Annotated in this window: 15 protein-coding genes; 4 read left to right on the top strand and 11 right to left on the bottom strand. The window is 38.7% G+C overall.

Annotated features, from left to right (window positions below):
* The first annotated feature begins 9 nt into the window (after positions 1-9).
* The 4 genes from AC2IP4_RS04135 (at position 10) to AC2IP4_RS04120 (ending at position 3230) form a co-directional block, all read left to right on the top strand.
* The gene (locus tag AC2IP4_RS04135; protein ID WP_375320927.1) at positions 10-591 is read left to right on the top strand and encodes an outer membrane beta-barrel protein; all 582 of its coding nucleotides are present in this window, start codon (positions 10-12) and stop codon (positions 589-591) included.
* 356 nt (positions 592-947) lie between these two features.
* Positions 948-2414 carry a sodium-dependent transporter gene (locus AC2IP4_RS04130; protein WP_486306627.1) on the top strand — a complete coding sequence of 489 codons (1467 nt, stop codon included), beginning with the start codon at positions 948-950 and terminating at the stop codon, positions 2412-2414.
* Position 2415: 1 nt separating this feature from the next.
* Positions 2416-2511, top strand: coding sequence for a MetS family NSS transporter small subunit (locus tag AC2IP4_RS04125; RefSeq protein WP_375320929.1), 96 nt, complete (start codon positions 2416-2418; stop codon positions 2509-2511).
* Between the two features lie 92 nt (positions 2512-2603).
* Positions 2604-3230 carry a glutathione S-transferase gene (locus AC2IP4_RS04120; protein ID WP_375320930.1) on the top strand — a complete coding sequence of 209 codons (627 nt, stop codon included), beginning with the start codon at positions 2604-2606 and terminating at the stop codon, positions 3228-3230.
* Between the two features lie 92 nt (positions 3231-3322).
* Here AC2IP4_RS04120 and ptsG read toward each other — a convergent pair whose 3' ends face one another.
* From ptsG to AC2IP4_RS04065, 11 genes are all read right to left on the bottom strand, one after another.
* Positions 3323-4753: a PTS glucose transporter subunit IIBC gene (gene ptsG, locus AC2IP4_RS04115; RefSeq protein WP_375320931.1), complete on the bottom strand. Its 1431-nt coding sequence runs from the start codon at positions 4751-4753 to the stop codon at positions 3323-3325.
* Between the two features lie 450 nt (positions 4754-5203).
* Positions 5204-5974, bottom strand: coding sequence for a TatD family hydrolase (locus tag AC2IP4_RS04110; protein WP_375320932.1), 771 nt, complete (start codon positions 5972-5974; stop codon positions 5204-5206).
* A gap of 1 nt (position 5975) precedes the next feature.
* Positions 5976-6947 carry a DNA polymerase III subunit delta' gene (gene holB, locus AC2IP4_RS04105; RefSeq protein ID WP_375320933.1) on the bottom strand — a complete coding sequence of 324 codons (972 nt, stop codon included), beginning with the start codon at positions 6945-6947 and terminating at the stop codon, positions 5976-5978.
* The gene (gene tmk, locus AC2IP4_RS04100; RefSeq protein ID WP_105055125.1) at positions 6937-7569 is read right to left on the bottom strand and encodes a dTMP kinase; all 633 of its coding nucleotides are present in this window, start codon (positions 7567-7569) and stop codon (positions 6937-6939) included. Before tmk ends, holB begins: the two co-directional genes overlap by 11 nt.
* Positions 7570-7571: 2 nt before the next feature.
* Positions 7572-8582, bottom strand: coding sequence for an endolytic transglycosylase MltG (gene mltG, locus AC2IP4_RS04095; protein ID WP_486310578.1), 1011 nt, complete (start codon positions 8580-8582; stop codon positions 7572-7574).
* Positions 8576-9385, bottom strand: coding sequence for an aminodeoxychorismate lyase (gene pabC, locus AC2IP4_RS04090; RefSeq protein WP_375320936.1), 810 nt, complete (start codon positions 9383-9385; stop codon positions 8576-8578). Before pabC ends, mltG begins: the two co-directional genes overlap by 7 nt.
* 99 nt (positions 9386-9484) lie before the next feature.
* Entirely contained in the window at positions 9485-10729 is a 1245-nt protein-coding gene (gene fabF, locus AC2IP4_RS04085) for a beta-ketoacyl-ACP synthase II (RefSeq protein WP_486310577.1), read from the bottom strand.
* A gap of 92 nt (positions 10730-10821) precedes the next feature.
* Positions 10822-11055 carry an acyl carrier protein gene (acpP, locus tag AC2IP4_RS04080; protein WP_017051317.1) on the bottom strand — a complete coding sequence of 78 codons (234 nt, stop codon included), beginning with the start codon at positions 11053-11055 and terminating at the stop codon, positions 10822-10824.
* Positions 11056-11224: 169 nt separating this feature from the next.
* Positions 11225-11959 carry a 3-oxoacyl-ACP reductase FabG gene (fabG, locus tag AC2IP4_RS04075; RefSeq protein WP_486310739.1) on the bottom strand — a complete coding sequence of 245 codons (735 nt, stop codon included), beginning with the start codon at positions 11957-11959 and terminating at the stop codon, positions 11225-11227.
* Between the two features lie 19 nt (positions 11960-11978).
* Positions 11979-12902, bottom strand: a complete 924-nt coding sequence (fabD, locus tag AC2IP4_RS04070; protein ID WP_486310576.1) for an ACP S-malonyltransferase — start codon at positions 12900-12902, stop codon at positions 11979-11981.
* Between the two features lie 66 nt (positions 12903-12968).
* The gene (locus AC2IP4_RS04065) at positions 12969-13922 is read right to left on the bottom strand and encodes a beta-ketoacyl-ACP synthase III (protein ID WP_060991456.1); all 954 of its coding nucleotides are present in this window, start codon (positions 13920-13922) and stop codon (positions 12969-12971) included.
* Positions 13923-13926: the final 4 nt, after the last annotated feature.

Below are 13926 nucleotides of genomic sequence, written 5' to 3'. Positions count from 1 at the left end.
GGAGTTCAGATGAAACGGATAGCACTACTAGCCCTAATAGCAACAGCCCCTTTCCCTGCTTTTGCTCAATTTTATATCACACCAGCAATAGGGATCGCAGCAGGCGGGGAAGTTGAAAATCAAGACGGTGATACTTTTAAAATAAAGAACAATGAGGCTTTATCATTCGCTTTAGAAACGGATATGGATGCTGGCCGTATTGGTTTATTTTACAGCACTCAAAGTAGTGAAGTAAAAACATTAGGTAATAAGTCTCGCTTTGATTATTTACACTTTCAAAGTGCACTAGATTATCCATTAACGAAACGCCTTAGTTCTTTTTTCGGTTTAAGTATTGGTGCAACCTATACCGATGTTGATTGGAGTGAAGAAAATATTAACTTCTCAGCAGGTGCTTTCACTGGTTTGCAGTACCATTTTACTAATAATTTAGCCTTACAGCTTGAAGCTCGTTGGTTAGGCACAGCAGTCGATAGCGATATCGACAGCACTTGTATTTCAGAACCTGCGCAAACTCGCTGTGTTATTCGCTACGAAAGTAGTTGGATAAATCAAGTTCAAGGAAACCTTGGATTGCGTTTTAGTTTTTAGCTTAGATAGGCATTTCTTTTTAATAATTCCGATTGAAGTGCTTATTTTCTCATCAATTGGAATTATTTATAAAAAACACAATCATTTAATTAACCTTATTTTAACAAAATCACTATCCACATAAGAATATCCCGTCAATACCTCTCGCTAGAAAAAACGAATAAATCAGAATAAAACCCTAATAACACTATATTTAACTACCTTTATGTAATATTGCCTTAACAATTATAAATAGGTAATCTGGCTGTAATGCTTAGCTAATACCTCTAGTTTGAGCAAATTAATTTTAATTTAAATAGAGAATGATACTAAATAGGCTTCAATTCTCAGGGAAAAGTTTCTTAAAGGAGTGTTTTATGAAGCGTGAACAATGGGGATCTCGTGCAGGATTTATTCTTGCCGCAGTAGGATCTGCTATCGGTCTAGGTAATATATGGCGCTTTCCATACATGGCATATGAAAATGGCGGTGGTGCTTTCTTCATCCCTTATCTATTTGCAATGTTAACTGCTGGTATTCCATTTATGATAATGGAATTTGGTATGGGCCATAAATTCAGAGGCTCAGCACCACGAACATTTGCAAAACTAAATCAAAAATACGAATGGCTTGGTTGGTTTCAAGTTCTCATTGCTGCAGTTATTGCTGTGTATTATGTTGCCGTTATTGGCTGGGCAATTTCTTATTTTAGTATGTCTTTCTCTCAAAGTTGGGGACAAGATACCAACGCTTATTTCTTCAGCGAATACCTGAAATTAGGCGATAATTCACCAACAAAACTTGGCAGTATCCAATGGCATATCGCTATCCCAATGGTAATTGCTTGGGCTATCACTTTTACAGCTATCTTTGGTGGTGTAAAACGCGGTATCGAGCGAGCAAGTAAAATAATGATGCCTTTATTATTTATCATGGTAATTGCACTGATCGGACGAATGGTTTTCTTACCTGGTGCGTTAGATGGTCTTAATTATCTATTCCAACCAGACTTTAGTAAAATCACAGATCCAAAAGTATGGTCTGCGGCTTATGGCCAAATCTTCTTTACACTGAGTGTCGGTTTCGCAATCATGCTAGCTTATTCAAGTTACCTTCCTGAAAAATCAGATGTAAATAACAATGCCTTTATGACAGTACTGATTAACTGCGGTTTTTCTATTATCGCAGGTATTCTTATTTTCTCTATCCTAGGAAATATGGCGCATGAACAAAGCAAACCATTAACTGAGGTTGTTAGTGCTGGTGTTGGTCTTGCATTTGTTACTATTCCAGCAGCCATCAATTTATTACCTGCTCCTTATATTCTTGGTCCTCTGTTCTTCTTTGCTTTAGTTGTTGCTGGACTAAGTTCTCACATTTCAATTATTGAAGCGGTAACCTCTGCATTTATTGATAAATTAAATTGTTCACGCAAAAAAGCGGCATCGATTGTATGTAGCGTTGGCTTAATTGTATCAATGGCGTTCGCAACTAATGGTGGACTACTGCTTCTTGACCTAGTCGATTACTTCATTAATAACATTGCGCTACTAGCAAGTTGTTTGATCGAACTATTTATTATGGGCTGGTTGGTCAAACTTGCGGACATTCGCTCACACGTCAATAAAATATCTGAATTTACTATTGGGAAATGGTTTGAAATCTGCTTACGCTTTATCAGTCCTATATTCTTAATCGTTATCTTAGGCACTAATATTGTAAATACATTAACTGATGGTTACGGCGGCTATGCTCAATCAGACCTATTACTATTAGGTTGGGGCCTTATCGCCGCAATGCTAGTGGTAGGTATTATTATTAATAAATCAAGCAAGGAGGCTTAATATGACAACTGGGGCAATTATCATGATGATTATTGGTTTAGGGATCACTTGGGGAGGCGCAGCCTTCTGTATCCGTAAAGCGATGAACAGTAACTAGAAACTACTTTCTAGAAAATGTTAGTCTTAAAGCAGATCTTCAGATCTGCTTTTTTTTCGCCGTTTCATTTTAAATTAATTTAGAAGGTAAAAATGACCATTCTCTATTCATTTCGTCGCTGCCCTTACGCTATGCGAGCACGGCTTGGGCTTGCTCTCTCTGAAAAATCGGTACAACTTCGTGAAATCATATTAAAACATAAACCCGAAGCAATGATACAAGCATCCCCTAAAGGTACTGTTCCTGTTTTAATTGAAAAAGATGGGTATGTGATAGATGAAAGCTTAGATATCATGAAATGGGCTTTAGAAGGCTCACAACTATTAAATTCAGCAACGAGTACCATGCATTTATTAATAAAAGAAAATGATGAGGTATTTAAAGGCTGGTTAGATAAATACAAATACGCTGATCGCTACCCTGAACATTCAGAAGTTTACTACCGTGAACAAGGTGAGATATTTTTAGAGAAACTAGAACGACAGTTAACTAATTCAAATAGATTATTTAGCGATGAATACAGTTTTGCTGATATTGCTATTTTACCTTTTATACGACAATTTGCGTTTGTAGATATTCATTGGTTTAACCAAAGTAAATATCAACATGTACAGCACTGGCTTACGACTTTCATTGATTCAGAGCTGTTCCTCTCGATTATGAAGAAATACCCTACTTGGCTAGACTCAAATCAAGACATCTCATTTCCTGAAAGATAATACCTTTGCTTATCTTCGATTTTCTTCAAGCCAGAAACAGAAAAAAGGAGACTCGAAAGTCTCCTTTTATTATTCATCGATAGAATCGCAAATTAGTTATGACTAATCCACTCATTCATATCTGTTTTCAAGTTATCAGACTTAGTACCAAAAATAGCTTGAACACCAGAACCCGCAACAACAACACCAGCTGCACCAAGTTTTTTCAGTTTATCTTGGTCAACGGCTTCAACGTTTGCTACCGATACACGTAGACGAGTGATACAAGCATCAAGGTTTGTGATGTTCTCTTTGCCACCAAATGCAGCAACTAACTCACCTGCTAATTCAGAACCAGTAACAGCAGGACCTGCATTCTCATCTTCGTCTTCACGACCAGGAGTCTTAAGGTCCATCGCTTTAATTACAAAACGGAATACAATGTAGTAAACAACTGCATAAACAAGGCCAAGACCAACAAGAAGAAGCATGTTCTCTGCGCGTGGTGATTGAACTACAAAGTCAATGAAACCATTCGAGAATGTGTGACCGTGAACAATACCTAACGCATTAGTTAGCATGTATGCAACACCAGCAAGTACTGCGTGGATAGCATAAAGAACAGGAGCAACAAATAGGAACGCGAATTCAATTGGTTCTGTGATACCAGTAAGGAATGAAGTTAACGCAGCAGATGCCATGATACCCATTACTTTAGCACGGTTTTCAGGTTTTGCTGAGTGTGCAATTGCAATTGCAGCAGCAGGAAGACCGAACATTTTGAATAAGTAACCACCGGCAAGTTGACCAAAACCATTACCAGCAGCACGAGATGCGTCATCAGCAGTAAGGAAACAAGTCATGATACCGTGAACTTGCTCACCAGCATTGTTTGTACAAGTACCTGCTTCGTAGAAGAATGGTACGTTCCAAATATGGTGAAGACCAAAAGGAATAAGAGAACGTTCAATTACACCATAGATACCAAATGCAGCTACAGGGTTTTGATGTGCAGCCCAATCAGAGAATGCAGCAATAGCACCGCCAACAGGAGGCCAAACTACAGATAGGATTAAACCTAGAGCGATAGATGCAAAACCAGTAACGATTGGCACAGCACGCTTACCAGCGAAGAAGCCTAGGTATTCAGGAAGTTGAATACGGTAAAACTTGTTGAATGCCCAACCAGCAAGACCACCAGCAAGGATACCACCAAGAACACCAGTCTCGATACCATCAACACCCATTACTGTTGCCATCACTTTAAGTGTAGCAACCATGATGCCGTAGCCAACAACAGCGGCTAGACCAGCAACACCATCATTGTTTGTAAAACCAAGTGCAGTACCCACAGCAAATAGCAGAGCCATTTGACCGAATACTGAACCACCAGCTTGTTCCATTAAATGAGAAACAACTTCTGGAAGGAAACTAAAGTTGGCTGCACCAACTCCTAAAAGAATACCTGCTACAGGAAGAACTGATACAGGCAACATAAGTGCCTTACCAACTTTCTGTAAACTGGCAAAAAGGTGTTTAAACATGTTTTGCTCCTAATATTTATAAATACAATTGGAAACAGTTAGTTCTTACTTATCAATTACGGCAATATCCCCCTTGCCTATATGTAACTCATAACTTTGTAAGCATTCGTGTCTCTAATCAAACTGTCGCTAAATATAGACCTATGTAAAAACAGTTTCTAGCATGTTTTCATTTAATGTTTTAAAACCCTGCAGTGATCACAAAAGCAAGGCGTAGTAAAAGTGACAATAAAAATACAAGTTTTCTTCAACCATATGATTTTATTTAAAAAAAACCAACAAGTTAAAAAAAACAAATGTTATTTTTAGCAACAAAAATAGATAGGTCAAATAAAGCGCACAGTTAATCGTTTGCCTGCTTAAATTCTGCTTTAAAGCTGTGTAAAATCAATCAAACAAAAAAAGAGAGGGAAAAACCTTCCTTTTGATTGTTTTTCAATCTAAATAAAATTATTTGTTCAAAAAAAGATTTTTGAAATTGTTCGTTGTTACCTGAGCGACTTCTTCGAATGGTTTCCCTTTTAATAGCCCAATATATTCAGCAACATCTCTTACATAAGCTGGTTGATTCTCTTTTCCTCTAAATGGAACCGGTGCCAAATAAGGTGAATCAGTTTCAACAAGTAAACGTTCTAGTGGTAAACGACGAACCACATCTTTCAACTCTGCCGCTTTATTAAAAGTTACTATGCCTGAAATTGAAATATAAAAGCCAAGCTCCATAGCCGCTTCTGCGAATGCCCAATCTTCTGTAAAACAATGAATAACGCCACCACATTTATCTGCTTTACCATTTTTTAGAATAGCTAACGTATCCTCTCGAGCTTGTCGAGTATGTATAATAAGTGGCTTATTATACTCAACAGCGACTTCAACTTGCTGCTCGAATAGATCGCGCTGACGAGGGGCACTTTCTGGTTGATAAAAATAATCTAACCCAGTTTCACCTATAGCAATAACACGTTCATTTTCAGCGTATTGACGAAAAAGAAATAAATCAAAATCAGAATCAACATCTAGTGGATGAATACCACAAGAAGCATGAACTTCAGGATGATCTTTAATCATTTCCATCATATTAGGAAAAGCATCTAATGTTACGCCAACAGTCAGAAACTGTTCAACACCACGTTGTTTTGCCTTTTCAAGTACATCCGCAACATTTGTATGTAAATCACTGTAATTTAATTTGTCTAAATGGCAGTGTGAATCAACTAACACATTACTCTCCAATGAACTCAAATAACCATTCAGTTAATAATAACTCTTTATTTAATCCTGAATGAGCATTCAACTGTTGTCTTAACGCATTCAAACTTAAATATTGTTTATAAATTGTATTAGCAGGGATACTCATTGCTAAGCGTTCAATAATGCCTTTTTCATCGCAATGCACCCAACCTGTAATAATTCCCAATTGCCTCTTTTGAACATCTGACAATAAGTAGCTTAACCAACATAAACCTTCATCATCTAACTTTATCAGGCTTTTCACGATATCAGATGTATGACAAAAAGAAGAATTAACACAAGCATCAAAACAAGACAGTAACTGTTGATGAGCCGATTGTTTTTTATCTTGATAAAAACTTTTAACCGCTAGAGGTAAGTAACCATTTAATATAATAGATTGCTTGCTCACTTTTAGCTTTTCTGTGTCTTCTAACCACTGCTCTATAACTTCACTACTGACCTCTGGTTGCTGCCAAACCTGACAACGGCTCCGGATCGTAGGCAATAAATGATGCGGTGAATTAGCCAACAAAACAAACTGACAGTTTTTAGGTGGAGCTTCTAATGTTTTTAACAGTGCATTTGCCGCTGATTCTGTCATTTTCTCTGCAGGTTCAATAATAATCATTCGCTTAGCATTAAATTGCGATGATTCTAGAGCCCACAAATTACATTGTCTTATCTGATCAACCGATATCGATTTACCTTCAACTTCAGGTTTGATCCAGTGTAAATCAGGATGATTTCCTGATTCAACTAAACCACAGCTATGACAGAAACCACAAGGTTCAGTACCTTGTGTTAAGCACAATAAAGTATCAGAAAAGTATTGAACAAGTGTCTCTCTACCTGTTCCATCTGGCATCGCGCATAAAATTGCATGAGGCAACCTATCTGTCGATATTAATTGTTGCCATTGCTGCCAAACACCCTGTTGCCAAGGGTAAAGTTTAGTTGCCATTCGTTACTAACCAAGTGTCTAATTCACTAATAATTGACTCTGTTACTGTATCTAAATCTTGTCCTGCATCAATAATAATAATACTTTCATCACTATTAGCAAATTCTAAATAACGTTCACGACTGCGCTCAAAGAAATCCAGCTTCATCTGTTCAATTCGATCTAGCTCTCCACGAGCGGATGCCCGTTGAAGACCTAATTTCGGGTCAATATCCATATAGATAGTGAAATCTGGTTTGAAATCACCAAGAACAGTATTTCGCATTGTCGCCATTAAATCACGATCAAAACCACGACCACCACCTTGATAAGCTTGTGAAGAGAGATCGTGTCGATCACCAACCACCCACTCGCCTCTCGCTAATGCCGGCTTAATTACATTACCAACTAGCTGTGCTCGTGCTGCATACAGTAATAATAACTCAGCCATATCAGTTAGGGGCTCATCAGGGTGACCTTCCTTTACCAGTTCACGCATTTTCTCAGCTAATGGCGTACCACCAGGCTCTCGTGTTGTTACAGGATTCTCAATACCATGCTTAGCTAAAGTCGCTAATACATTTTTAATTGCAGTGCTTTTACCTGCGCCTTCTAGGCCTTCAATTACAATAAACTTAGACATGATTAATTTCTTAAGGTTCGTAGGTAAGCTCTAACTGCTTTGTTATGCTCAACTAATGATTTAGTAAATTTGTGACCGCCAGTACCGTCTGCAACAAAATAAAGGTAACGGCTAGTTTCTGGGTGTAATGCGGCTTTAATTGAAGCAGGGCCAGCCATTGCTATCGGCGTTGGCGGTAAACCACTCATGGTATACGTATTATAAGCTGTTGGTGTACGTAGGTCTTTCTTGCGGATATTACCGTCATATTTATCTCCCATACCGTAGATTACGGTTGGATCCGTTTGTAAACGCATACTACGCTTTAAACGATTCACAAATACCGAAGATACTCGCTCTCTTTCTGAGTCAATCGCCGTTTCTTTTTCTATAATAGAGGCTAAAATCAGCGCTTCATAAGATGACTTTAAAGGTAGGTTTGCTGATTTAGTTTCCCACTCACTATCTAATACTGTCACTAATGCGTTATGAGAACGCTCTAGAATATCAAGATCACTCATACCTGCTGTATAGTGATACGTTTCAGCTAAAAATAACCCTTCTAATTTTAAGCGTTCAATACCCAGTTTATTGGCTATCTCTTTTTCTGATAACTCACTTAATTCGTGCTTTAAATACGGAGCTTGTTCTAGTTGTTGTTGCCATTCAGAAAAGCGACTTCCTTCAACAAAAGTGATCGAAAATTGGTGCTCTTTTCCTGTTTTCAATTGCATTAATACAGAAGCAAGTGATTGATTGGGCTCAATCCAATAAGTTCCCGCTTTAATTTCTGTTAACTCTGGTGATAATTTATGAGTAAAACGGGCCCATTTTATATCGGTAATCCAACCATTTTTTTCAAATTGACTGATCAATTTTCGATAACTAGTACCCGATTTCACTTCAATTAATTGAGCTTTATCTAGTGCAACTTGTTGCTCTGTAAATTGACTGGCTTGTTGGTAACTCCAGAAGCCTAAACCAGCTGTTCCTATCGCTATCAATAAAATAAGGAATAAAAATTTCTTTAACACGAGTACAACTTCTCCTGAAATCTGTGTGTAAATTTATGTTGAGTGAATTCTGTATTAACAATTGCATTGATTGGTACAATTTCAAATAAAGCATTAGTTATAAAGACTTCGTCTGCATTTTCCAACTCAGATAGCGCAGCACTTACTTCTTCTAGCTCTAATTGAAACTCTTTTGCTAGTTGCCCAATGTGCTTTTTCATCACACCTTCTACACCAGAAAAAGATAATTTTGGAGTAAAGATTCTATCATCCTTAACCCAAAAAAGATTACCTATTGATGTTTCGATAACATGGTTATTAAGATCAAGAACAATTGCATCAAGATACACAGTTTTTGAAATTTCATCTTTAATTAATACTTGCTCTAAACGATTTAAGTGCTTCATCCCTACCAGTAACGGAGATGATAGGCCAAGCTTAATTGCTGAAACACCTAATTCGATACCTTTTTCTTGCCATTGCTTATAATGAGCTGGATATTGAAAATCAGAGATAATCACTTGAGTATTATTACAACCTTTAGGGGAGTAACCTCGACCTCCAGCCCCTCGACTGATTAAAATTTTAATTCCACCATTATTTATCTTTTCAGCAATAGTATGAACTTGCTTTTCAATCTTTTTCCAGTTAGGCGGAGTAATACCTAAACGCTGAGATGAACTAGTTAAGCGCTCGAAATGAAAAGACCACAAACGTATTTCACCGTTGTTTACCTTCATGGTCGTGAAAAATCCATCACCGTATTGAGTACTTCGATCATTAATTGGCAATGTTTCTGATTCCACTCCATTAACCCAATACATAAAAGCTCCAGATAAGAAAAAGGCGGTTTGATATAATATCAAACCGCCTTTAAAGTGTAACTGACTCTTGGAAACTAATTAAGCCTCACAAACAAGTTATTACATTTTCTTAAAGATTAATGAACCGTTCGTACCACCAAAGCCGAATGAATTACAAATCGCGTATTCCATATCAGTTACTTTACGAGCAGTATGAGGAACTAGATCAATATCTAGGCCATCTTCAGGATCATCAAGATTGATCGTAGGTGGAACAATTTGATCAACTAAAGAAAGTGCTGTAATAATTGCTTCAACAGAACCGGCAGCACCTAATAAGTGACCTGTCATTGATTTTGTTGATGATACTAATACTTGTTTAGTACCCGCTTCGCCAAGCGCACGTTTAATGCCCTTAACTTCAGCAACATCACCCGCAGGTGTTGAAGTACCATGAGCATTAACATAACCGATTTGTTCACCCGTTACGCCAGCATCACGCATTGCAGCTTCCATCGCTAGCGCACCACCAGAACCGTCTGGTGTTGGTGAAGTCATGTGATAAGCATCACCGCTCATACCAAAACCAACTAGTTCACAGTAGATTTTTGCACCGCGAGCTTTTGCGTGTTCATATTCTTCAAGAACCATCATGCCTGCACCATCACCTAGAACAAAACCATCACGGTTTTTATCCCAAGGACGTGAAGCACCTTGTGGGTTCTCATTGTTCGTTGATAGTGCTTTAGCTGCACCAAAACCGCCCATACCTAGCTCAGTAGATGCTTTTTCAGCACCACCCGCTAGCATTGCATCTGCATCACCATAAGCAATCATACGAGCCGCATGACCAATATTATGAAGACCTGTTGTACAAGCAGTTGAAATTGCGATATTTGGACCACGTAGACCGCGCATGATCGACATATGACCAGCGATCATATTAACGATAGTTGAAGGCACGAAAAACGGGCTGATCTTACGAGGACCTTTTTCACTAAATGCTTTGTAGCCTGCTTCAATTAAGCCAAGACCACCAATACCTGAACCAATTGCAGCACCAATACGGTGAGCATTTTCTTCAGTAACTTTAAAACCCGAGTCATCTAATGCCTGAATGCCAGCAGCTACGCCGTATTGGATAAATAAATCCATCTTACGAGCGTCTTTCTTAGACATGTACTCTTCAGCATTAAAGTCTTTAACTAGACCTGCAAAACGAGTAGTAAACTCAGTGGTGTCAAAGTGTTCGATATTAACGATACCGCTTTGGCCTGCTAACAGCGCTTTCCAAGATGCTTCAACAGTGTTACCCACCGGTGTTAGCATACCCATGCCTGTAACAACTACACGACGTTTGGACACGATATATTTCTCCGGAATTATTTGAAATTTAGATAGGGATTGTAGCGTATTAAAAACTCAGGCGGTCAAGATGACCGCCTGGAGGGTATTTCTTACTGTGCGCTAGTTACGTAGTCGATAGCAGCTTGAACAGTAGTGATCTTCTCAGCTTCTTCATCTGGAATCTCAGTGTCAAACTCTTCTTCTAGAGCCATAACTAGTTCAACTGTATCTAGTGAATCTGCACCTAGGTCATCAACAAATGATGCTTCGTTTTTAACTTCAGCTTCATCCACACCCAGTTGCTCAATGATGATTTTCTTTACGCGTTCTTCAAGATTGCTCATTTTAATTTTCCTAATTACAGACTTCGCTGATTTGCGATACTTGCTGTATTCTATTCATTAATAAGAAAGTTGCAAGGCTAAGATTGCTGGTCAAACCACGAAATTCGTGATTTTTAGTGCAATTTTGACCCAAAATTGACCTAAGTCACCCTTAGATCAATTTTAGTGATTAAACCATGTACATGCCGCCATTCACATGCAATGTCTCACCTGTGATGTAAGCCGCTTCTGGAGATGCTAAAAATACAACTGCAGCTGCGATTTCTTTAGGATCACCTAAACGACCTGCAGGTACAGATGATAGTGTTGCAGCTCGCTGTTCATCATTCAAGGCTTTTGTCATGTCTGTTTCAATAAAGCCTGGTGCAACAGTATTCACTGTTACGCCGCGTGAAGCAACTTCACGAGCCATAGATTTAGTAAAGCCAATTACGCCTGCTTTTGCAGCAGCATAGTTTGTTTGGCCAGCGTTACCCATAGTACCAACAACAGAACCTACGTTGATAATACGACCATTACGTTTTTTCATCATGCCACGAAGAACCGCTTTAGATAAACGGAAAATAGACGTTAGGTTAGTATCTAAGATATCCATCCATTCGTCATCTTTCATGCGCATAAGTAAGTTATCACGAGTAATACCTGCGTTATTAACCAAAATATCAATCGCACCAAACTCGTCATTGATTGTTTTAAGTACAGCTGCAATAGACTCTGCATCAGTAACATTTAATGCAAGACCTTTACCGTTCTCGCCTAAATATTCACCAATTGCAGCGGCACCATTTTCAGAAGTCGCTGTACCAATAACCGTTGCTCCGCGTGATACTAATTGCTCAGCAATCGCACGACCAATGCCACGGCTAGCGCCAGTAACTAAGGCAATTTTGCCTTCTAAATTCATCATTTACTATTCCCTTTAATTACTTAGCAGCTTCAAGAGAAGCAGCATCATTTACTGCTGCTGCGCTAAGTGATTTAACGATTCGTTTAGTTAAACCAGTAAGAACTTTACCTGGGCCAACTTCATATAGTGTTTCTACGCCTTGTTCTGCCATTGTTTCTACTACTTCAGTCCAACGTACTGGGCAGTATAATTGACGAACAAGCGCGTCTTTAATTTTTGCAGGATCTGATTCAGCAACCACATCAACATTATTGATAACAGGTAATGTCGGTGTTGAAAATTCAATATTTTCTAATGCAACAGCTAATTTATCAGCCGCAGGTTTCATTAATGCACAATGAGAAGGTACTGATACTGGTAAAGGCAATACTCGTTTTGCACCCGCTTCTTTACATAATACACCAGCACGCTCTACTGCATCTTTATTACCAGCGATAACAACTTGACCTGGCGAGTTAAAGTTTACAGGAGAAACCACTTCACCTTGTGCAGCGTCTTCACATGCTTTAGCAATAGATTCATTGTCTAAGCCAATGATCGCGTACATTGCACCAACACCAACAGGAACCGCTTCTTGCATCAATTGGCCACGTAGTTCCACCAATTTAATTGCTTCTTTAAAATCAATAACACCAGCACATACAAGTGCTGAGTATTCACCAAGACTATGACCCGCTAAAACAGCTGGTTGTGTTAAGCCTTGCTCTTGCCATACACGCCATAATGCAACAGAGGTTGCTAATAATGCAGGCTGAGTACGAAATGTTTGATTTAAATCTTCCGCAGGGCCATTTTGAACAAGTGACCATAAGTCATAACCCAGCGCTTCTGATGCTTCTGCAAAAGTTTGCGTTACAACCTCGTGTTGCTCACCTAATTCAGCAAGCATGCCAATAGCTTGTGAGCCTTGACCTGGGAAAACGATAGCAAAATTGCTCATGAACATTATTTCCTTTAAATAAGCGTATATAAAGAAACTAGGTCAATAGAAGACCTAGCTTCTTACTTAAAACTTAACGAGTGCCGAACCCCACGTAAAGCCGCCCCCGAATGCTTCAAGCAATAAGGTTTGACCACGTTGAATTCGTCCATCACGAACTGCTTCATCTAATGCCGTAGGCACTGTGGCTGCAGAGGTATTACCGTGACGATCCAGAGTGACAACAACTTGATCCATTGACATAGATAGTTTCTTTGCTGTTGCTTTAATAATTCGTAAATTCGCTTGATGTGGTACTAACCAATCAAGTTCTGATTTATCCATTTGGTTCTTTTGTAGTGTTTCTTTAACTAGGTTTGATAGCTGAGTAACGGCAACTTTAAAGACTTCATTACCCGCCATATATAACCATTTATCTGCTTCTTCATTTTTACGAGAAGGTACAGGTAAAGAAAGCAACTCACCAAATTTTCCATCAGCATGTAAATGCGTAGAGATAATACCCGGTTCTTCACTTTGACCAATAACAACCGCACCAGCACCGTCACCAAACAAAATGACAGTTGAACGGTCCTCAGGATCACAAGTATGAGAAACAGCATCAGAACCAATAACTAATACATTCTTTGCCATGCCTGTTTTGATGTGTTGATCTGCAACACTCAATGCATAAACAAAGCCTGAACAAGCGGCTGATAAATCAAATGCAGGGCATCCTTGAATGCCTAGTAAGCCTTGAACTTCACATGCAGCAGATGGAAATGAGTACGTTGGTGTACTTGTCGCTAGGATAATAAGATCAATATCATTCTTATCTATTCCAGCCATTTCAATTGCATTAACAGAAGCAAGGTGACCCATTGTGGCCACTGATTCATTTTCACCAGCAATGCGGCGTTCACTAATACCTGTACGAGCTAAGATCCACTCATCACTAGTATCGACCATTTTTTCTAAATCCGCATTTGAGCGAATTTGTGCTGGTAAATAGCTACCAGTACCTAAAATTTTGCTATACATGAAG

The sequence above is a fragment of the Aliivibrio thorii genome (genome assembly GCF_057368585.1).
This window is presented reverse-complemented; position numbering and strand designations above follow the sequence as displayed.

Coding starts and splice junctions, on each gene's coding strand:
- AC2IP4_RS04135 (WP_375320927.1), top strand. CDS start 10: ATGAAACGGATAGCACTACTAGCCCTAATAGCAACAGCCCCTTTCCCT.
- AC2IP4_RS04130 (WP_486306627.1), top strand. CDS start 948: ATGAAGCGTGAACAATGGGGATCTCGTGCAGGATTTATTCTTGCCGCA.
- AC2IP4_RS04125 (WP_375320929.1), top strand. CDS start 2,416: ATGACAACTGGGGCAATTATCATGATGATTATTGGTTTAGGGATCACT.
- AC2IP4_RS04120 (WP_375320930.1), top strand. CDS start 2,604: ATGACCATTCTCTATTCATTTCGTCGCTGCCCTTACGCTATGCGAGCA.
- ptsG (WP_375320931.1), bottom strand. CDS start 4,753: ATGTTTAAACACCTTTTTGCCAGTTTACAGAAAGTTGGTAAGGCACTT.
- holB (WP_375320933.1), bottom strand. CDS start 6,947: ATGGCAACTAAACTTTACCCTTGGCAACAGGGTGTTTGGCAGCAATGG.
- tmk (WP_105055125.1), bottom strand. CDS start 7,569: ATGTCTAAGTTTATTGTAATTGAAGGCCTAGAAGGCGCAGGTAAAAGC.
- pabC (WP_375320936.1), bottom strand. CDS start 9,385: ATGTATTGGGTTAATGGAGTGGAATCAGAAACATTGCCAATTAATGAT.
- acpP (WP_017051317.1), bottom strand. CDS start 11,055: ATGAGCAATCTTGAAGAACGCGTAAAGAAAATCATCATTGAGCAACTG.
- fabG (WP_486310739.1), bottom strand. CDS start 11,959: ATGAATTTAGAAGGCAAAATTGCCTTAGTTACTGGCGCTAGCCGTGGC.
- fabD (WP_486310576.1), bottom strand. CDS start 12,902: ATGAGCAATTTTGCTATCGTTTTCCCAGGTCAAGGCTCACAAGCTATT.
- AC2IP4_RS04065 (WP_060991456.1), bottom strand. CDS start 13,922: ATGTATAGCAAAATTTTAGGTACTGGTAGCTATTTACCAGCACAAATT.